The organism is Streptomyces sp. BBFR102 (genome assembly GCF_051397025.1).
Taxonomy (GTDB): domain Bacteria; phylum Actinomycetota; class Actinomycetes; order Streptomycetales; family Streptomycetaceae; genus Streptomyces.
This window is the reverse complement of sequence record NZ_CP195757.1, coordinates 1,616,986-1,637,242: the sequence shown is the minus strand read 5'-3', so window position 1 is coordinate 1,637,242 and position 20,257 is coordinate 1,616,986. Positions and strand designations below refer to the sequence as shown.

Below are 20,257 nucleotides of genomic sequence, written 5' to 3'. Positions count from 1 at the left end.
CGCCCCCTCGCGATGTTCCGCCCACCGCGCACAATGTGACCCGGAACACGTTGTGCGGACGCGCACGTCTGCGTGTCGACAAGTTGGGTAGGGCTGCCGTGACCGTGCTTCGCACCCGCGACCAAGGAGGCCCCTGTGGCCGCATCGGCACACCTGCTCCTGTCCGCCCTCTCCAAACGTCCGGAACTGCACGACCTCCCGGCGATCCCCAGCCCCACCACCCTCGCCGGCCGACCCGAGGACCCCTTCGACCCCGACACCGTCGACTACTCCCTGGTGTCCCACCCCGACTCCGGTCTCGAAGGCTCCTGCGCCTACGGACTCTCCGAGCCGCCCCTCACCAGTGAGCCGCCGCTGGCCGACGCCGCGCCGCTCACCAGCGAACCACCCCTGCCCGACACCGCCCCGCTGACCAGCGAGCCGGCCGCGGCCGCCGCCGTCGTCGCGGAGGACGCCCTGCTCGGAGCGGTTTCCTCAGGAGGCTGAATTGGCCCTGTCCCGGCTCGCCGAGCTCCACGGTGTCGCCACCTCTTACTCCCCCTCCCCGGGCCGCACCGTCGCGGCGGCCGAATCCGCCGTCGTGGCCGCCCTGGCCGCCCTCGGCGTCGACGCGAGCGGCCCGGAAGCGATCCGGAGCGCCCTGGAGAAGGCCGAAGCCGGACAGGTCGGCCGCCTGCTGCCGCCCACCCTGGTACTCCGGTCCGCCGCCCCGTCGGCCGACCCGCGCACCGCGCCCGAACTGGCGGCACTGCCCCCGGGCACCCGGGTCCGCCTGACCCGCGACCCCGACCCCGTCCCGGCCCGCCCCGGCCCGTCGACCGGCCGGGACGCGGGCGAAGCGGTCCGCCGCGCCGCCCCCGCCAAGGAGGCCCCGCCCCCCGCCTGGAACTGGACCGTTCCCCTGGTCCCCGCGGCCACCGCGCCGCCGCCCCGCGCGGGCGGTGGCCTGCCCCCGGCCGCCGACGTGCTCTGGGCCGTCCCGCTGGGCGTCCACCGGATCGAGGCCACCACCCCCGACGGACGCACCGCCACCAGCCACCTCGTCATCGCCCCCGACCACGTCCGCGCACCCCGGAGCCGGACCTGGGGACTGCTCGTCCAGCTCTACTCGCTGCTGTCGCACCGCTCCTGGGGGATGGGCGACCTCGGCGACCTCACCGAACTCGCCACCTGGGCCGGACGCGTCCACGGCGCCGGGTTCGTCCAGGTCAACCCGTTGCACGCGGCCGTCCCCGGCACCCCCACCGACCCCTCCCCGTACCGTCCGTCCTCCCGCTGCTTCCCCGACCCGGTGCACCTGCGCGTCGAGGCGATCCCCGAGTACACCGCGCTCACCGCCGACGTCCGCCCGCACCTCGACGGGCTGCTGCGCCGCGCCGCCGAACTGCGCGGCCGGGTCCTGGCCGGCGAGGCCCTCATCGACCGCGACGCCGTCTGGGAACTCAAGCGCGAGGCGCTCGAACGCCTCTGCGCCGTACCGCTCCCCCCGGGCCGCCAGGCCGCCTTCGCCGACTTCACCGCCGCCCAGGGCCAGGCCCTCACCGACCACGCCACCTGGGCCGCCCTCACCGAACGCCACGGCCCGCACTGGTCCCGGTGGCCCGCGCCCCTCACCGACCCGCGCTCCCGGCAGACCGCCGCCGCCCGCACCGAACTCGCCGCCCGCGTCGACTTCCACCGCCGCCTCGCCTGGTACACCGACACCCAGCTCGCCGAGGCCCAGCGCGCCGCCCGCGAGGCCGGGATGACCGTCGGCCTCGTCCACGACCTGGCCGTCGGCGTCCACCCCGACGGCTCCGACGCCTGGTCCCAGCAGGACGTCTTCGCCGCCGGCATCTCCGTCGGCGCGCCCCCCGACGCCTTCAACGCCCTCGGCCAGGACTGGGGCCTGCCGCCCTGGCGCCCCGACCGCCTCGCCGAGAGCGGCTACGCCCCCTACCGCGGCCTGCTGCGCTCCCTGCTGCGCAACGCCGGTGCCCTGCGCGTCGACCACGTGATGGGCCTCTTCCGCCTCTGGTGGGTCCCCGTCGGCGCCCCGCCCACCGACGGCACCTACGTCCACTACGACGCCGAGGCGATGCTCGCCGTCCTCGCCCTGGAGGCCCACCGCGCCGACGCCCTCGTCATCGGCGAGGACCTCGGCACCGTCGAACCGGGCGTCCGCGAGACCCTCCAGCGGCACGGGGTGCTCGGTACCTCCGTGCTCTGGTTCGAGCGCGACTGGGACGGCACCGGGCTGCCGCTGCCCGCGGAGGCGTGGCGCGCCTCCTGCGTCGCCACCGCCACCACCCACGACCTGCCCTCCACCGCCTCCCGCCTCACCGGGGACCACGTCCGCCTCCGCCACCGGCTCGGGCTGCTCACCCGCCCCCTCGCCGAGGAGGAGGCCGAGGAGGCCGCCGCCACCGCCACCTGGCTCACCGTCCTCGACGGCCTCGGCCTGATGGGCGCGGCGCCCGGCGGCCACCCGCCCGGCGCCGCCCCCGACGAGGAGGCCGCCGTCCTCGCCGTGCACCGCTTCCTGCTCCGCACCCCGGCCCGCATGATCGGCGTCTGGCTCCCCGACGGCACCGGCGACCGCCGCCCCCAGAACCTCCCGGGCACCTGGGACCAGTACCCCAACTGGCGCCTGCCCATCGCCGACGCCCACGGCCACCCCGTCGCCCTGGAACAGCTGACCGCCTCCCCACGCCTGGCCCGACTGCTGCGCACCGTCGCCACCGAGGACCAGGCACCCGCCCCCGTGGCCCGTACGGCACCCCCGGACGCGCGGCCCGTCTAGGCGTTCGCTACGTTGGCACCGTGGACAAGAAGAACTCTCTGCGCGCCGGTGCGGTGGTCGCCGGTACGACGCTGACGACGCTGCTCATGACGTCCCCCGCGCTGGCGCTGACGCGCGACGACGGGGATGACCCCGGGGCGGGGCTGAGTGTGCTGGAGACCCTCGGGCTCTTCGTGGCGCTGCCCATCGTGCTGTTCGTGGCGATTGCCGGGCTCGTCATGGTCATGGACAAGTCCCGCAAGAGCGCCTGACCTCTACTTTCCGGTCCGGCTCGGTGGCCTTGGCCCCGGGCCGGGCCGGTCTTTTTGCTGCGCTCCTCCGGCCGTGCCGGTCATTCGGTGGCCTCAGGCGCCGGCCGGGCTGATCTCGGCTGCGCTTCGTCCGGCCGTGCCGGTCGGGCTTGAGGCGGAATGTTATGACCGACGGTAGTTCTTACGGGAGTCGTCCGGAACACCTTCCGGACTGTGCATGACCCCCGTGACGATGACGGCCGGCAGGTGGTGAAGCTGGATCTCGCCGAGAACCGCGCGCTGGCGGCGGACCTGCGAGACGGGCGGACGTGCACGTGCGGCCCTGATGGAGGATCAGCAGTTCTCCGTCGGGCCCGGTCCAGGTTCCGACGGTGCTGTCGACGGACGCCTCTGCCCGCACGTCCGCGCTGGAGCGCGAAGTGAGCGGCAGGCGCGAGGCGAGGGCGAGCCCGGCAGTGCGACTCGGCGCGACAGCGGTGCGGGGCATCCGCACACTGCAAGGGTGGGCTGGGGACGTGAAAGGCCGGCCCCGGCCTCACGGGGAAGACGGGTGTATCGGGCCTGTTCGGGCCGCTCCGAACAGTTCGCGCACTGATTCACGGGCCATTCCTCTCCCCGGGGAAAGCCCTGGGTCACGGCCGCGCCGAACGTACCGGGTAGTCGCACGGCGCGAGCGGAGGCATCGGCCTTGATTCTTCAGGCGCGGCGGCTGTAGTTCCTGATCACGGCTGGTCGTGACGGTGGTGCCGTTGCTGGTGGTTGCGGCGCGGGTGATCCGTCGGGAGCGCGCAGCGTGTGCGGGCGACTTTGCCGCGCCGGCAACCTGGGAGAAATATTCCCAATGGGTGGGAAAATGATTGGACCGAGTCCCCATCCCGCGCATATGTTCCCGTCATGACCACCTCTCCGGCCACCGGCGGGGCCGGGTCGGGCGCCCGCCTGGCCGCGGTTCTGGCGGTCTTCGCTGAACTTCCCAGCCCCAGCGTGGAAGACATCCGCCGCGCCACGGGGGTCCCGGCCAGTGCCGTCTACCGGCATCTGGCCACCTTGATCGACGCGGGTCTGGTCACCACGACCGGGACCCGAGGCCGATACTGTGCGGGCCCGCGTAGCGTGCAGATGGCGGGGAACTACCGACGGCACGTCCTCTCCCAGGGGGCCGTCGCCCGGCGGCTCGCCCAGCTCGCCGAGGACACCGGTGAGCTGGCGGCGTTCCTGATTCCCAGCGGTGACCGCGTCCTGTGCGTGGAGGCCGCCGAGGGGGCCGAGGTCGTCCGCTGCTGCTTCTCGTCGGGGGCCAGTCGTCCGCTCATCCGCGGCGCCAGCGCCCAGGCACTCCTCGCGCACCTACCCACCGCACGGGTGCGCGAACTGGCCACCAGATACGGACTTGATCCCATCGAGTGGGAAAAACTTGACCGGGAACTCGCCCTCGTCCGGGAACGCGGGCACGCCACCAGCGTCGGCATGCTCGACCAGGGTGTGTGGGGTGTGAGCGTCCCCGTCCTCGACGCCAAGGGCGCGCTGCTCGCCACGATCAGCACCATGGCGCCCGAGTTCCGGGTCCGCTCCCGCCACGACCACCTGGTCACGCTCACCCGCGCCGCCGCGGCCGACGTGGCCCGCCTGAAACACCCCGCTCCGTGAACGGGCGCCCGCCCGTCCCCGTCGGGTCCGGTCGGCCTTACTGACCCCCGGTCCGACCCCTCAAGCCCCTCCAGCCTCGTCACCTTTCCCGGCGCCCCCGTCGAAGCGGGCCCCGGCGCACCGCCGCGCACGGATCGGACCCGGGGCCGCAGAGCAGGCGCACCGCCGCGCCACCCACCCGCACCCTCCTGGCACGGGTTGCCTGGTGCACCGGCGCCAGGCCCGCTCCTGTCGCGACCGACGCCCGTGCCTCATCCGGGCCCAGAAACGAGGCGAACCTTGTCCACCCTCTTCGGAGCGCGCATACGCCGCTGGTCGACCGCGCTCCTGCTCCTGATCAGCCTCGTCGGCGCCCTCGGCGCCGTGGCTACGACATCCGCCCAGGCCGCCGACGGGGGCGACGCCAAGCTCGACCGACTGCGCAGCGGCAAGGCCACCCTGCGGGTGGGCACCGACGCCACCTTCCCGCCCTTCGAGTTCACCAAGGCCGACGGCACCAAGACCGGCTTCGACATCGACCTGGTCCAGGCGCTCGCCAAGAAGGCCGGCATCAAGCACGTCAAGTTCGAACAGATCGGGTTCGGCAACATCGTGCCCGCGCTCCAGGCCGACCAGGTCGACGTCGGCGCCTCCGCGATCTACGTCAGCGAGGAGCGCGAGAAGGCCGTCGAGTTCTCGGACATCTACTACCCCGGTGGCCTCGGCCTCTTCGTCCCCGAGGAGAACGACGACATCAGCTCGATCAAGGACGCCGCGGGAAAGCGGATCGCCGTCCAGGTCGGCACCAAGTCGGTGGAGTGGCTCAAGGAGAACGCTCCCGACGCCGAGGTCGTCTCCGTCCAGACCAACGAGCAGATGTTCTCCTCGGTCGCACTCGGCCAGGCCGACGCTGTGGTCACCGGCGCCCCGGCCGCCCAGTACTACATCGCCCAGCACGGCAAGTTGAAGATGGTCGGCGACCCGCTCACCGACGAGAACTACGGCTACGCCTTCCAGCGCGGTGACGACTCCCTCACCGAGGCGTTCGACACGGCCCTCGCCTCGATGAAGAAGGACGGCTCCTACGACGCCCTGACCGCCGAGTGGTTCGGCCAGAAGCCCAAGGCCGACACGGCCGACGAGCAGGGCTTCATCAACCTCGGCACGATCACCGAGTCGGCGGGGGAGATCTGGAGCGGTCTGCTCCTGACCCTCGCGGTGATCGGCATGGCCCTGGTGCTCAGTCTCGTCCTCGGGCTGCTGGGTGGTCTGGGTCGGCTCAGCCGCCTGCGGCCGCTGCGCTGGATCGCAGGGATCTACGTCTCCGTCATCCGCGGCACCCCCTTCGTGGTGCAGATGTTCTTCGTCTACTTCGGCCTGCCCCAGCTCGGCCTGCAGCTGCCCCCTGTGACGGCGGGCGTGCTCTCCCTGGGCCTCTACTCCGGCTCCTATGTCACCGAGATCCTGCGCGGAGCCGTCCAGTCCGTCGAGAAGGGCCAGTACGAGGCCGCCCGCTCCACCGGCATGTCGCACGCGAAGGCGATGCGCCACGTCGTCCTGCCACAGGCGGGGTTGCGCATGCTGCCACCCCTGGCCAACGAGTTCGTGGCCATGACCAAGAACAGCGCCCTGGTCAGTTTCATCACCATCCACGAGCTGTTCCTCGTGGGACAGACGATCATCTCCCGCACCTTCGACGCGGTGACCGTCTACGTGTTCATCGGCCTCCTGTACTGGCTGATCACCAACGCGATCAGCCTGGGCATGAGCAAGCTCGAGAAGAAGATGGCGGTGTACGTCTGATGGCTCTCCTGGAAACGCACGGCCTGCGCAAGTCCTACGGAGACCACGAAGTCCTCTCCGGCGTGGACTTCGCCGTCGAATCCGGACAGGTGGTCGCCGTCGTCGGTCCCAGCGGCGGCGGAAAGTCCACCTTCCTGCGCTGTCTGAACCTGCTGGAGGAACCCACCGGCGGGAAGGTCGTCTTCGACGGCGGCGAACTGGGCCCCGGCAGCGACCTGGACCAGGTGCGCTCCCGCATGGGCATGGTCTTCCAGCAGTTCAACCTCTTCCCGCACATGACCGCGCTGAAGAACGTGATCCTGCCCCAGACCAAGGTCCACCGGCGGCCCGGGGAGGAAGCCGAGACCAAGGCGCGCGCCCTGCTCGCCCGCTTCGGCCTGGCGGACCGCGAGGACGTCTACCCCAACCGGCTCTCCGGCGGCCAGCGGCAGCGCGTCGCCATCGCCCGCGCCGTGGCCATGGACCCCAAGGTCATGCTCTTCGACGAGCCGACCTCCGCTCTCGACCCCGAGGTCGTGGCCGACGTCCTCGGCGTCATGACCGACCTGGCCAAGGAGGGTATGACCATGGTCGTCGTCACCCACGAGATGGGCTTCGCCCGGGAGGTCGCCGACCGCGTCGTCTTCATCGCGGGCGGCACCATCGTCTGCGACCTGCCCCCGGACGAGTTCTTCTCGCCCGCCAACCCCAACGAACGTGTCCGCTCCTTCCTCGACAAGGTTCTGTGATGTCCGCCGTCAACACTTTCCGCAGCCTGTGGGACGATCTCGCGCCCCTCGGCCGCGACCCGCGCACCCGTGGCTACCACCGGCACGCCTGGACCGGAACCGACCTCGACCTGCGGCACTGGTTCGCCCATGAGGCCGGCCGCCGCGGCCTCGACGTGGAGACCGACGGCAACGGCAACCAGTGGGCCTGGTGGGGAGCGCCGGGACCCGACGCGGTGATCACCGGCAGCCACCTCGACTCCGTGCCGAACGGCGGAGCCTACGACGGTCCGCTCGGCGTGGTGTGCGCACTGCTCGCCGTCGACGCGCTGCGTGCCCGCGGCATCATCCCCGCCCGGCCCTTCGCCGTCGTCAACTTCACCGAGGAGGAGGGCTCCCGCTTCGGCATCGCCTGCCTGGGCTCGCGCCTGATGACCGGGGCCCTGGACGCCGACCGCGCCCTAGCGCTGAAGGACCGCGACGGCAACCGGCTCGCCGACGCGCTGACCGAAGTCGGCCACGATGCGCGCCGACTGGGCGCCGACCCCGAACGCCTGGCCCGCGTGGGCACCTTCGTCGAGCTCCACGTCGAACAGGGCCGCGCCCTCGTCGACATGGACCGGCCGGTGGGAGTGGCCAGCACGATCTGGCCGCACGGCAGGTACCGGTTCGACATCCGGGGACGCGCCGACCACGCCGGCACCACCCGCATGGAAGACCGCGCCGACCCGATGCTGACCTATGCGGCCATCGCGCTGGCCGCCGCGCGGCACGCCCGGGCCGGCGGCCGACGGGCCACCTTCGGCCGCCTCGACGTCGTCCCCAACGGCACCAACGCCATCCCCTCCCAGGTGACCGCGTGGCTCGACGCCCGCTGCGCCGACGAGGAGACGCTGGACAGCGTCGTCGCCCTGATCGAGGCCGACGCCGCCGAGCACGCTCGGGCCGACGGCACCACGGTCCACGTCACCCCCGAGTCGGTCACCCCGGCGATCACCTTCCCGCCCGCGTTGGCGGCCCGGGTCGCCGGTGCCGGCGATACGGCACCGTGGCCCCTGCTCCCCACCCAGGCCGGACACGACGCGGGTATCCTCGCCGCCGCCGGTGCCCAGGCCGCCATGCTCTTCGTCCGCAACCCCTCGGGGGTCTCGCACAGCCCCGAGGAGTACGCCGAGGAAGCCGACTGCGTCGCGGGCGTCGAGGCGCTGACCGACGTACTCGTCGATCTCCTGGAGGCCTCGTGAACGCCTTCCTGCTCGAACACGCCCTGCTCCCCGACGGCGTGCGCGAAGACGTCCTGGTCGAGATCGAGGACGGGCGCTTCACCGCCGTGACACCCGGCCCCCCTGCCCGGGGTGAGGCGGCCGGCCCGGACGCGGCACGCCGCGTGGCTGCCGAGCGCGTTCCCGGGCTGACCGTCCCCGGGCTCGCCAACGCACACTCGCACGCCTTCCACCGCGTGCTGCGCGGCCGGACCCAGCGCGCCCGCGGCACCTTCTGGACCTGGCGCGAGCAGATGTACGCCGCCGCCGAACGTCTCGACCCCGACCTCTACCGCGACCTGGCCACCGCGGTCTTCCGCGAGATGGCAGCCGCCGGGTTCACCACGGTGGGGGAGTTCCACTACCTCCACCACCAGCTCGACGGGCGGCCCTACGCCGACCCCAACGCCATGGGCCTGGCCCTCGTCGACGCCGCGCGCGCCGCCGGCCTGCGCATCGCCCTGCTCGACACCTGCTACCTCTCCAGCGGCTTCGGCGCCCCGCCCGTCGGCGTCCAGACACGCTACAGCGACGGCGACGCACACGGCTGGGCGGAGCGGTTCGCCCGCCTGCGCGAGCAGGTGGCGGGGGCCGCCGACGTCGTGGCGGGCGTGGCCGTGCACTCCGTACGTGCCGTGCCCAGCGGGCAGCTGGCGACGGTGGGCGGGGCCGCGGACGGGCTGCCGCTACACGTACACCTGAGCGAGCAGACCGCCGAGAACCGGGACTGTCTGGCGGCCACCGGTCGCACCCCCACCCAACTTCTCGACGATCACGGCTTGTTGGGGCCGAACACCACCGCCGTGCACGCCACGCACCTGACGGGGGACGACATCGCGCGACTCGGCGCGCACCGTGCCTTCGCGTGCTTCTGCGCCACCACCGAGCGTGACCTCGGCGACGGCATCGGCCCCAGCCGGGCCCTGCACGAGGCAGGGGCCCGCCTGTCGATCGGTTCGGACAGCCACGCCGTCGTCGACCCCTTCGAGGACATGCGCGCCGTCGAACTCGACGAACGGCTGGCCAGCCGGGAGCGCGGCCACTGGACCGCCGCCGAACTCCTGACCGCCGGCGCCCGTCACGACAGCCTCGGATTCCCCGACGCCGGCCGGATCGCGGTCGGCCTCCGCGCCGACCTGGTCACTCTCGACCTGTGCTCGCCCCGCACCGCGGGTACCGGCGTGACCCCGGAGACAGCCGTCTTCGCGGCTACCGCAGCCGACGTCGTCCGCACGATGACCGATGGCCGACTGGTGTACCGCAGGGAGGAGCAGGCGGACATCGGCCGCGCGCTGGCACGGTCGATCGCCCGCCTGACGGAGTGACGCCACGTCACCTCGGCTCCCCTCGTACGCGCGGCTCTTCAGCCGGGCCCCCGCCGCCGCGGCCGGCGGCCGGTCGTCTCGGCCGGGCGGTCCCGCCGGAAGTTTCGATGGACGCGAGCACGCCCCCCTGCCACAGTCGCCCCATGACCCCGCACCCCGCCACCCCGGACAGCCAGGACGCCCACGCCGACGACCCGCACGCCAACGACGCCTCCCCCTACCCCGGAGGCGACCCCTACGGCGACTACCGCACCCACGGAGTCGACTTCTCCGCCACCGACCTGGTCGACCTCGCCGACCGCAGGCTGGGGGCCGGGGTGATCGCGGCCAACGACGAGTTCTTCGCGCAGCGGGAGAACCTGCTGGTGCGCGAGCGGGCCGTCTTCGACCCGGAGCACTTCGGGCACAAGGGCAAGGTCATGGACGGCTGGGAGACCCGGCGCCGGCGCGGCGCGGGCCCGGACACGCCGTTCCCGGCGCCCGGGGAGTACGACTGGGCGCTGATCCGGCTCGGCGCGCCCGGCCTGGTCAAGGGCGTGGTCGTGGACACCGCGCACTTCCGCGGCAACTACCCGCAGCGCGTCTCGCTCCAGGCCACCTCCGTCGAGGGCACCCCCGGCCCCGAGGAGCTGCTCGCCTCCGACGTGAAGTGGGAGGAACTGCTGCCGCCCACCCCGGTCCTGGGCCACGCCGCCAACGGCTTCGCCTTCGACGTCGAGCGCCGCTTCACCCACCTGCGCCTGTGCCAGCACCCCGACGGCGGCATCGCCCGCCTGCGGGTCCACGGCGAGGTCGTCCCCGACCCCGAGTGGCTCGGCCTGCTCGGCACCGTGGACCTCGCCTCCGTACTCCACGGCGGCGTGTACGAGGACGCCTCCGACCGGTTCTACTCCTCGCCGACGCAGATCATCCTGCCGGGCACCTCGCGGAAGATGGACGACGGCTGGGAGAACCGGCGCCGCCGCGTCCGCGACACCCACGACTGGGTGCGGTTCCGGCTCGCCGCGCAGGGCGTGATCCGCGCCGTGGAGATCGACACCGCCTACCTCAAGGGGAACGCGGCCGGCTGGGTCGCGCTCAGCGCCCGGGACGGCGAGATGGGCGAGTGGTACGAGATCCTGCCGCGCACCCGGCTCCAGCCCGACACCCCGCACCGCTTCCGCCTGGCCGCCCCGGCCACCGCGACCCACGTCCGCCTCGACGCCTTCCCCGACGGCGGCGTCGCCCGGATGCGGCTGCACGGCGAGCTGACCGAGGCGGGGGCCGCCGTCCTCGCCGACCGCTTCCGCCGCCTGACCGGCTGAGCCGCACCCCCGCCACGTACGACGGTCCCGCCCGCCCCTCGCGAGAAGGGACGGGCGGGACCGTTCGTACGGCGGGGGAGCGGGGTCAGGCGCGGCCGGCCGCCGCGTCCGCCTCGCGGGCGCGCAGGGCGCGCTCGACGCCCGCCCGGCACTCGGTGATCATGCGGCGCAGGCCCGGGGTCGGGTCGTTGGCCTCGATCCAGGCGTCGGTGGCGTCCAGGGTCTCCTGGGAGATCTGGAGCGCCGGGTAGAGCCCCACCACGATCTGCTGGACCATCTCGTGGCTGCGGCCGGCGGCCACGTCCTTGACGGCCGCGAAGTACTTCGCGGTGTACGGCGCCAGCAGCTCGCGCTGGTCGTACTGGACGAAGCCGCCGATGACGGCCTCCTGGGCCGCGTTGGCGAGCTTGTCCGACTCCACCACCGAGGCCCACGCGGCGGCCTTGGCCTCCGGGGTGGGGCGGGCCGAGCGCGCCGAGGCGGCGTGCCGCTCACCGGCGGCCGTACGGTCCCGGGCCAGCTCCGCGTCGACGGCGCCCTCGTCGGCGCGGCCGGTCGCGGCCAGGCGGTGCAGCAGCGCCCAGCGCAGCTCGGTGTCGACGGCCAGGCCCTCGATGGTCTCGCCGCCGTCCAGCAGCGCCTCCAGCAGGTCGAGCTGGGCGTCGGTGCGGGCGGTGTCGGCGAAGGCGCGGGCCCAGGCCAGCTGGTGGTCGCTGCCGGGGGCAGCCGCGCGCAGCTGCTCCAGGGCGAACGCGGTCCAGCGGGTCAGGCCCTCGGGACGCCAGGCGGGGTCGGCGTACTGCTCGATCGCCATGTGGACCTGCCGCTGGAGGGACTGGACCACGCCGATGTCGCTCTCCTTGGCGATGCCGGTGACCACCAGGTCGAGGTAGTCGCGGGTGGCCAGCTCGCCGTCGCGGGTCATGTCCCAGGCGGAGGCCCAGCACAGGGCGCGCGGCAGCGACTCGGCGAAGTCGCCCAGGTGCGCGGTGACGACGGCGAGGGAGTCCTCGTCGAGGCGGACCTTGGCGTACGACAGGTCGTCGTCGTTGAGGAGGAAGACGGCCGGGCGGCGGGTGCCGGCCAGTTCGGGGACCTCGGTCAGCTCCCCGTCGACGTCCAGCTCGATCCGTCCGGTGCGCACCAGGCGGCCCGCCTCGTCCAGGTCGTAGGAGCCGACGGCGATGCGGTGCGGGCGCAGCACGGCGGTGCCCTTGGCGCCGGCGGGCAGCGCGGGCGCGGTCTGGCGGACCGCGAAGGAGGTGACGTGGCCGTCCGCGTCGGTGCTGATCTCCGGGCGCAGCACGTTGATCCCGGCCGTCTGGAGCCACTTCTCGGCCCAGGTGGTCAGGTCGCGGCCGGAGGTCTTCTCCAGCGCGCCGAGCAGGTCGGTCAGCTTGGTGTTGCCGAAGGCGTGCTGCTTGAAGTACGCCTGCACGCCCGCGAAGAACGCGTCCTCGCCGACGTAGGCGACGAGCTGCTTGAGGACGGAGGCGCCCTTGGCGTACGTGATGCCGTCGAAGTTGACCAGGACGTCGTCGAGATCGTTGATCTCGGCCATGATCGGGTGCGTCGAGGGCAGCTGGTCCTGCCGGTACGCCCAGGTCTTCTCGGCGTTGGCGAAGGTGGTCCAGGAGTGCGGCCAGCGCGAGCCGGGCGCGGCGGCCTGGCAGGCGACCGAGGTGAAGGTGGCGAACGACTCGTTCAGCCAGAGGTCGTTCCACCACTCCATGGTGACCAGGTCGCCGAACCACATGTGGGCCAGCTCGTGCAGGATGGTCTCCGCGCGCCGCTCGTAGGCCGCGTCGGTCACCTTGGAGCGGAAGACGTACTGGTCGCGGATGGTGACCGCGCCCGCGTTCTCCATCGCGCCCGCGTTGAACTCCGGGACGAAGAGCTGGTCGTACTTGGCGAACGGGTACGCGTAGTCGAACTTCTCCTGGAACCAGTCGAAGCCCTGCCGGGTGACGTCGAAGATGTGCTCGGCGTCGAGGTGCTCGGCGAGCGAGGGGCGGCAGTAGATGCCGAGCGGCACCCGCTGGCCGTCCTTCTCGTAGACCGAGTGGACCGCGTGGTACGGGCCGGCGATGAGCGCGGTGATGTACGAGGAGATGCGCTCGGTCGGCTCGAACCGCCAGACCTCGCCCTCGGGTTCGGGCGTCGGCGAGTTGGAGATCACCGTCCAGCCGGCGGGCGCCGTCACGGTGAAGGCGAAGGTGCCCTTGAGGTCGGGCTGCTCGAAGACGGCGAAGACCCGCCGCGAGTCCGGCACCTCGAACTGGGTGTACAGGTACGCCTGCTCGTCCACCGGGTCGACGAAGCGGTGCAGGCCCTCGCCGGTGTTGGTGTAGGCGCAGTCGGCGACGACCCGCAGTTCGTTGCGGCCCTGGAGCAGGCCGTCGAGGGCGATCCGCGAGTCGCGGAAGACCGTGCCGGCGTCGAGCGCGGTGCCGTTGAGGACGACCTCGTGCACGGCCGGGGCGATCAGATCGACGAAGGTCGAGGCACCGGCCTCGGCGCTGTCGAAGCGCACCGAGGTCACCGAGCGGAACGTGCCGCCCTCCTGGGCGCCCGAGAGGTCCAGCTCGATCTCGTACGCGTCCACGGTCAGCAGGCGCGCCCGCTCCTGCGCCTCTTCACGGGTCAGATTCGTGCCAGGCACGCGGTCATCTCCTTCGATGGGTACGCCGATGGTGACGTTCGGCTCATCTTTCCACGGGCGGCCCGGGTAGGGGGAAGGGCGGGCACCGGATACCGGTACCCGCCCTCCGGCGAGCGGTACGCGGGGCGCGGCGCGGGCCGCGCGGCGGCGTCAGCCCTTCAGCTCGGCGGCGACCAGCTCGGCGATCTGGACGGCGTTGAGGGCCGCGCCCTTGCGCAGGTTGTCGCTCGTGACGAACAGGGAGAGGCCGTTCTCGACGGTCTCGTCCACCCGGATGCGGCCCACGTACGACGGGTCCTGGCCGGCGGCCTGGAGCGGGGTGGGGATCTCGGACAGCTCGACGCCCTCGGCGGCCTTCAGCAGCTCGGTGGCGCGCTCGACGCCCAGCGGGCGGGCGAAGCGGGCGTTGATCTGGAGGGAGTGGCCGGAGAAGACCGGGACGCGCACGCAGGTGCCGGAGACCTTCAGCTCCGGGATCTGAAGGATCTTGCGGGACTCGTTGCGGAGCTTCTGCTCCTCGTCGGTCTCGAAGGAGCCGTCGTCCACGATCGCGCCGGCCAGCGGCAGGACGTTGAAGGCGATGGGGCGGGCGTAGACGCCGGGCTCGGGGAAGTCCACGGCGGCGCCGTCGTGGGTGAGCTGGTCGGCCTCGGCGACGACCTTCCGGGTCTGGCCGTGCAGCTCGGCGACGCCGGCCAGGCCCGAGCCGGAGACGGCCTGGTAGGTGGCGACGACGAGGGCTTCGAGGCCGGCCTCGTCGTGCAGCGGGCGCAGTACCGGCATGGCCGCCATGGTGGTGCAGTTCGGGTTGGCGATGATGCCCTTGGGCCGGTTGGCGACCGCGTGCGGGTTGACCTCGGAGACGACCAGCGGGACCTCGGGGTCGCGGCGCCAGGCGGAGGAGTTGTCGATCACGACCGGGCCCTGGGCGGCGACCTTCTCGGCGAGCGCCTTGGAGGTGGCGCCGCCGGCCGAGAAGAGCACGATGTCCAGGCCGGAGTAGTCGGCGGTGGAGGCGTCCTCGACGGTGACCTCGCCGCCCTGCCACTCGATGGTGGACCCGGCGGAGCGGGCCGAGGCGAAGAGGCGCAGCTCGGAGAGGGGGAAGTTCCGCTCGGCGAGGATTCTGCGCATGACCGTGCCGACCTGACCGGTGGCTCCGACGATTCCGACCCGCACTGTGACTCCTTCAGTCTGGCTCACCGGCGGGCGCCCGCCGGACGTACGAAGTGGGCAGCCCGCCCATGATGCGACAGCCTGCCCATGATGCGTATGACCAGGACCTTCCTGTCCAATCCTCTGTCCGGAAGGTGGGACGCGATCGTCCGCCTGGTGAGCGGTGCGGCCGGGCCGATCCGCCGTCCTGCCCGCTTTCGTCCCGCATTTCCGTGACGCACGTCCCACCGGCCGGAGCGCGGGTACGCCAAAGGGGCGGGTCCCCGGAGGGACCCGCCCCGATCCCGCCGGCCGCCCGCGTGAGCCCGGGGTGGGTGTGGGCTCAGCGCGGGCGGCCGGGGGTCACTCGGTGACCTTGCCGATCTCGACGCTGCCGCTGCCCGCGGCGGTGCCCTTGGCGTTCAGCACCTGGACCTCGCCGAAGAACTTCCGGCCCTCGGGGGCCGGAGCGGCGACGACGACCTCGGCGGCGATCTTCGCCGAGGCGCCGGTGGCGAGCTCCACCTTCGCGGCGTCGACCTTCACCTCGCCGAGGGCGGCGGAGAAGTACACGTCGCGGTAGTCGTACGCGGTGGTCCCCGACGGGACCGAGTAGGCGACGACCTCGACGGTGTACGTGCCGGGCTTCGGCTCGGCGACCGACAGGGCCTCCTCGGAGTCGCCGTCGGCGGTCTGCGCGACCTGGTTGCCCTGCTCGTCGTAGAGGGTCAGGTCCAGGTCGGCCGCGACGTCGGAGACGTTGCCGATGGCGACGTCGAGACGCTCGACGTTCTCACCGACGGTGATCTCCCTGGTCTGCGTCTCGCCGTTCTTGACCTCCGGGCGCTCGCTCAGCGAGGAGCCGAGCGGGCCGCCCTTGAGCTTGCCCTCCAGCGCGGCGTTCTGGTTGGTGATCTCCCACTCGACCGGGGCCGGGGTGCCGACCTCGGCCTCGGGGACGGTCTGGACCGCCGGGTCGAAGGCGACGCCGAGCAGCGCCACCTCCAGCTGGTACGGGTTGCGCAGCAGCGGCGAGGTGCGGCGCGCCTCGACCTCGATCTCCCAGACGCCGGGGGCCGGGTCGGTGTAGGAGCGCAGGTCGGGGCGGCAGCCGTTGCCGTTGTTGTAGTTGTTGTAGCAGTCCGGGGTCGAGGTCGAGTCGACCGGGACGCCGTACGGGTGGATCGAGACGAACCGGACCTGGCTCTTGCCGAAGAGGCCGCCGAGGGAGACCTCCAGCGACTTGGCGCCCTCGGGCACCCGCACGAAGTACGAGCGGGTCTCGTTGCGGTCGACCTCGCCCGACTTCTTCACCGTGAACGAGGGCTCGGCCAGCTCGTCCGCGGCGACCACGGTCGTCATGATCTGCTTGTCGACGCCCTCGGTGGACGGGTCGTCCACGGTCAGGATCGCGGAGTGCAGGCCCTTGGCGGCCGCCTTGGCGGAGACCTTCACGGTGACCGGCTCGTTCAGCTTGAGGCCGACCTTCTTGCCGCCGGCCAGCTTGAACGTGTTTCCGTGGTTGTTGACCAGGGCCAGCTTGTGGCTGACGGTCTTCGCGGGACCGGTGGTGCGGGTCACCGTGATGTCGTACTGCCGCTTCTCGCCGACCTTGAGGCCGCCCTCGCGGTCGTAGAGGCCGGTGCCGTGGCCGGGGTCCTTCAGCAGCTCGTCGACGGCGGTGTCGACCGGGGCGCGCACGGCGTACTCGTGCACGTCACCGTCCTGCTTCTTGATCTGCTTCCAGGCGTCGACGATGTCGATCAGTCCGGCGCCCTGCTCGTACGCCTGGACGCCGTCGATCGGGGTGGCGGTCGAGGTGAGCGCGGAGCGCAGCTTGGCCGGGGTCAGGGCGATGCCCTGCTGCTTCGCCTTGGAGAGCAGCAGCGCGGAGGCGCCGGCCGCCTGCGGGGAGGCCATCGAGGTGCCCTGGAGCATCGAGTACCCGGCGGGCAGGTCGTAGCCGGCCTCCAGCGTCGGGCCGCCCGGGGACCAGGTCTGGGTGGTGTTGATGGACGCGCCGGGCGCGGAGAGGGTCGGCGTGAAGCCGCCGTCCTCACGCGGGCCGCGCGAGGAGAAGGGCATCATCGCGTACGGCTTGCGGACCTCGGAGCCGTAGTTGGCGAGCCAGGTCTCCTTGGAGATGGTCGCGCCGACCGAGATGACCTTGTCGGCGAGGCTGGGGTCGCCGATGGTGTTGGCGCCGGGGCCGCTGTTGCCCGCCGAGATGACGAGCTGGACGCCGAACGTGTCGATGATGCGGGTGTACAGCTCCGCGCGGGCGTTGTTGCCGTCGTTGAGCGCCGGGAGGCCGCCGATGGACATGTTGATGATGTCCACGCCGCGGTTGGCGGCGAGGTCGATCATGCCCTCGGTCAGCGCGACGGAGGTGCAGCCGCCGCTCCAGGTGCAGGCGCGCGAGGAGACCAGCTTGGCGCCGGGCGCCGCGCCGTTCATCCTGCCGCCGAAGAGCGAGTGGGCGGCGGTGATGCCGGCGACGTGGGTGCCGTGCGAGCCCTCGATGATGCCGATGTTGACGAAGTCGGCCTTCTTGCCGGTCCAGCTGCCCCCGTACGGGTCCATGGGGACGCCCTTGCGGACCTCCACCACGAAGGGGATGCGCTCGGCCACGTCGGTCTTCGGGTCGTCCTCGCCGAAGTAGCCGACCTGGAACTTGTCCTTGTACGGCCGCATCACCTCGTCGTCGGTGAAGTCGCCGTTGTCGTTCAGGTCGACGCGCACCGTGCCGTTCTCGGCGTCGTAGAGGACGCCCCAGGTGTCGGTGGTGTCGCCGTCGCGGTTGAGGTCGCCGTCGGCGTCGCCGCCCTTGGAGGCCGCCTCCGCGAAGACACTCACCTGGTACGAACCGGCCGGGGCCTTGTACGAGCGGCCCTTGTGGGTGAACGCCGGCCCGGAGACCGCGTCCACCATCGGGCGCCAGGTCTGGTCGCCGTCGACGATCGGGTCGGTCGCGGTCACCCAGTCGGTGATCTTGCGCTCGCCCGTGGTGGTCTTCTGCAGCGCCGGATGGCCCAGGTCGACGCCCGAGTCGAGGATGCCGATGGTGATGCCCCGGCCGTCCGCCTTCGGGTTCTTCTCGACGAACTCGACCGCGCCCGTCTCGAAGGACGGGTTGAACGGGTTCTTCGCCGGCGTCTTCGCGTTCGGAGCGCCGTGGGCGTCGTCCGCCTCGGCGGCGCTGCTCCCGGCGCCCTTGGCCCGGTCGCCCGCGGGCGTCGGGTCGTCCAGCTGGATCTCCTGGTTCAGGTCGATCCCGTGGACGGCGGAGAGCTTGGCCGCGGCCTTGATGGCGGCGTCCGCCCGGCCGGTGGGGACGGTCGCCCGGACGTAGCCGAGCTTGTCGTGGGTCTTGCCCACCGACCCGCCCTTGACCGCCTTCAGCTTCCCGGCGACCTCGGCGGTCTTCCCCGGCTGGGTGGCGATCATCATGGTGACGTGCTTGTCGCCGTCGGCCTTGGCCTCGGCGAGGCGTTCGGCGTCCGCGGAGCCGAGCTTCTCGGCGGCGCTCTTGACGGTCGGCGCGGCGGCCGGCTCGTCGGCGGCGAAGGCCATGGGCAGCGGTGCGCCGGCGCAGAGGGCGGCCACCAGGCCGGCCGCGACCGCGACGCGGGCGGCCCGTCTGGCACCCGATATGGGCGCCTGCGGGGATTCGGAGGTCATCAGCATCCCTGTAAGTGGAAGAAGGGGTCCGGATTTCGGTGCCGGATGACCGGTCAGCTTTGCGTAAGTGGCCGTTGTTTGGGGAGAGTTGCCCGGGCCTGACGGGGAAGCTGGCGGGATTCCGCCATACGCCAACGGCGCCGTACCCGCTCATAGGTGGACAGGTCCACGTCAGGCGGAACAGCTTCCTCCGGTCGCCCGGACCGCGCCGACCCCCGGAATGTGCCGCTTCCGTGAGGGGAATGGAGGAGTCGCGGGAAACCCCTGGGGCGACGCGCCCGGCCGTGCTGTCATGCCCCCTGCGAACGTGGCCCGGCAAGGCCGAAAACCGCCTCTTGCGCCCGGGGTCCGCGCAACGTCCCGGCCCGCCCTGCCGGTCCCTCCCACCGCAGTACCCGCCCCCCGCCCAGGGCGGCGGCACCTGAGGAAGGGACCACCGATGACCGGTACCACCGAGCACCAGCGGCGCGCCGCCCGCGGACGCCGCCGCCCGGCGCGCTTCGCCGCCGCCGCGCTCGCCGCAGCAACCGCCCTCGGCACCCTCACCATGGCCCCGCAGGCCGCCGCCGACGAGCGCGCCACCCCCGGTCACGAGGAGACCCAGCGGGCCCTGGACGCCGTCGTCGCCGACGGCGTCCCCGGGGCCCTCGCCCGGGCCCGTGACCGGCACGGGGTCTGGAACGGCACGGCCGGCACCGCGGACCTCGACACCGGCCGGGCGCGCGGCGCCGACGACCGCTTCCGGGTCGGCTCCCTGACCAAGACCTTCGTCGCCACCGTCCTCCTCCAACTCCAGGGCGAGGGACGGCTCGACCTCGACGACACCGTGGACCAGCACCTCCCCGGCGTGGTCACCGGCAACGGCCACGACGGCACCGCGATCACCCTGCGCCAGCTCCTCAACCACACCAGCGGCATCAGCAACTACACCGCCGACCCCGAATTCCAACGGGTGGTCCTCGGCGAGGAGTTCCTGGAGCACCGCTACGACACCTGGACACCCGGGCAGCTCGTCACCGTCGCCATGGGCCACGCCCCGGACTTCGCCCCCGGCACCGCCTGGAACTACTCCAACACCAACTACATCCTCGCCGGCATGGTCATCGAGGAGACCACCGGCCGCAGCTGGGAGCAGGAGGTCGAGCGCCGCATCCTGCGCCCCCTCGGCCTCAGCGGCACCAGTGCCCCCGGCACCGACCCGCACCTGCCCCGCCCGGCCGGCCGCGCCTACTCCCACCTCGGCGACCTCGACCAGGAACGGCCCCACGACGTCACCGAGCTGAACCCCAGCCAGGCGGACGCCGCCGGAGCGATGATCTCCACCACGGCCGACATCGACCGCTTCCACCGGGCCCTGCTCGGCGGCAGGCTCCTCCCCGCCGCCCAGCTCCGCCAGATGACCACCACCGTTCCCGTCGGCCCCTCCCACCCCGAAGACCGTTACGGCCTCGGCCTGATGTGGCAGAAGCTCTCCTGCGGAACCGTGGTCTGGGGTCACAACGGCGGCATCCACGGCTCCACCACCACCGCCCTGACCACGCGCGACACCCGTCACAGCTATCAGGTCAACCTCAACGGCGACTGGTCCCCGAGGGACCCCGCCGAGGCCGCCTTCCTCGTCGAGTCGGAGTTCTGCGGCAAGGGGTGACCCGGAGGGCACGGGCCCGGGGCCGCCTGCCCGGCACGCCGACGGGCCCGC

General features: G+C 72.5%; 13 protein-coding genes. 10 read left to right on the top strand and 3 right to left on the bottom strand.

Annotated features, from left to right (window positions below; genetic code table 11):
• Nucleotides 1-135: 135 nt before the first annotated feature.
• The 9 genes from ACSLIC_RS07380 to alc all read left to right on the top strand — a co-directional run bounded on the left by ACSLIC_RS07380 (nucleotide 136) and on the right by alc (nucleotide 11,060).
• Nucleotides 136-486: a hypothetical protein gene (locus ACSLIC_RS07380; protein ID WP_436736872.1), complete on the top strand. Its 351-nt coding sequence runs from the start codon at nucleotides 136-138 to the stop codon at nucleotides 484-486.
• Nucleotide 487: 1 nt separating this feature from the next.
• A complete protein-coding gene (malQ, locus tag ACSLIC_RS07375; protein ID WP_436736871.1) occupies nucleotides 488-2,782 on the top strand; it encodes a 4-alpha-glucanotransferase in 2,295 nt (764 codons plus the stop codon).
• Between the two features lie 20 nt (nucleotides 2,783-2,802).
• On the top strand, nucleotides 2,803-3,033 hold the full coding sequence (locus tag ACSLIC_RS07370; RefSeq protein WP_436736870.1) for a hypothetical protein: 231 nt from the start codon (nucleotides 2,803-2,805) through the stop codon (nucleotides 3,031-3,033).
• Nucleotides 3,034-3,927: 894 nt separating this feature from the next.
• Nucleotides 3,928-4,680: an IclR family transcriptional regulator gene (locus tag ACSLIC_RS07365; RefSeq protein WP_436736869.1), complete on the top strand. Its 753-nt coding sequence runs from the start codon at nucleotides 3,928-3,930 to the stop codon at nucleotides 4,678-4,680.
• A gap of 279 nt (nucleotides 4,681-4,959) precedes the next feature.
• The gene (locus ACSLIC_RS07360) at nucleotides 4,960-6,462 is read left to right on the top strand and encodes an ABC transporter substrate-binding protein/permease (protein ID WP_436736868.1); all 1,503 of its coding nucleotides are present in this window, start codon (nucleotides 4,960-4,962) and stop codon (nucleotides 6,460-6,462) included.
• Nucleotides 6,462-7,190, top strand: a complete 729-nt coding sequence (locus tag ACSLIC_RS07355) for an amino acid ABC transporter ATP-binding protein (protein WP_436736867.1) — start codon at nucleotides 6,462-6,464, stop codon at nucleotides 7,188-7,190. Before ACSLIC_RS07360 ends, ACSLIC_RS07355 begins: the two co-directional genes overlap by 1 nt.
• Nucleotides 7,190-8,413, top strand: coding sequence for an allantoate amidohydrolase (locus ACSLIC_RS07350; RefSeq protein ID WP_436736866.1), 1,224 nt, complete (start codon nucleotides 7,190-7,192; stop codon nucleotides 8,411-8,413). The genes ACSLIC_RS07355 and ACSLIC_RS07350 overlap by 1 nt, the downstream gene beginning before the upstream one ends.
• Complete coding sequence (locus ACSLIC_RS07345; protein ID WP_436736865.1) at nucleotides 8,410-9,756, top strand: formimidoylglutamate deiminase; 1,347 nt, start codon at nucleotides 8,410-8,412, stop codon at nucleotides 9,754-9,756. Before ACSLIC_RS07350 ends, ACSLIC_RS07345 begins: the two co-directional genes overlap by 4 nt.
• A 143-nt stretch (nucleotides 9,757-9,899) precedes the next feature.
• Nucleotides 9,900-11,060 (top strand): allantoicase, encoded by a 1,161-nt coding sequence (gene alc / locus ACSLIC_RS07340; protein WP_436736864.1) that lies wholly within the window; start codon nucleotides 9,900-9,902, stop codon nucleotides 11,058-11,060.
• Between the two features lie 85 nt (nucleotides 11,061-11,145).
• On the opposite strand, the gene pepN is transcribed toward alc, so the two are convergent.
• The 3 genes from pepN to ACSLIC_RS07325 all read right to left on the bottom strand — a co-directional run bounded on the left by pepN (nucleotide 11,146) and on the right by ACSLIC_RS07325 (nucleotide 18,558).
• Nucleotides 11,146-13,722 (bottom strand): aminopeptidase N, encoded by a 2,577-nt coding sequence (gene pepN / locus ACSLIC_RS07335; RefSeq protein ID WP_436736863.1) that lies wholly within the window; start codon nucleotides 13,720-13,722, stop codon nucleotides 11,146-11,148.
• Nucleotides 13,723-13,872: 150 nt separating this feature from the next.
• Nucleotides 13,873-14,901 carry an aspartate-semialdehyde dehydrogenase gene (locus ACSLIC_RS07330; protein ID WP_436736862.1) on the bottom strand — a complete coding sequence of 343 codons (1,029 nt, stop codon included), beginning with the start codon at nucleotides 14,899-14,901 and terminating at the stop codon, nucleotides 13,873-13,875.
• 339 nt (nucleotides 14,902-15,240) lie between these two features.
• A complete protein-coding gene (locus tag ACSLIC_RS07325; protein WP_436736861.1) occupies nucleotides 15,241-18,558 on the bottom strand; it encodes a S8 family serine peptidase in 3,318 nt (1,105 codons plus the stop codon).
• 439 nt (nucleotides 18,559-18,997) lie between these two features.
• Between ACSLIC_RS07325 and ACSLIC_RS07320 the strand changes: the two genes are divergently transcribed.
• On the top strand, nucleotides 18,998-20,206 hold the full coding sequence (locus ACSLIC_RS07320) for a serine hydrolase domain-containing protein (protein ID WP_436736860.1): 1,209 nt from the start codon (nucleotides 18,998-19,000) through the stop codon (nucleotides 20,204-20,206).
• Nucleotides 20,207-20,257 lie beyond the last annotated feature (51 nt).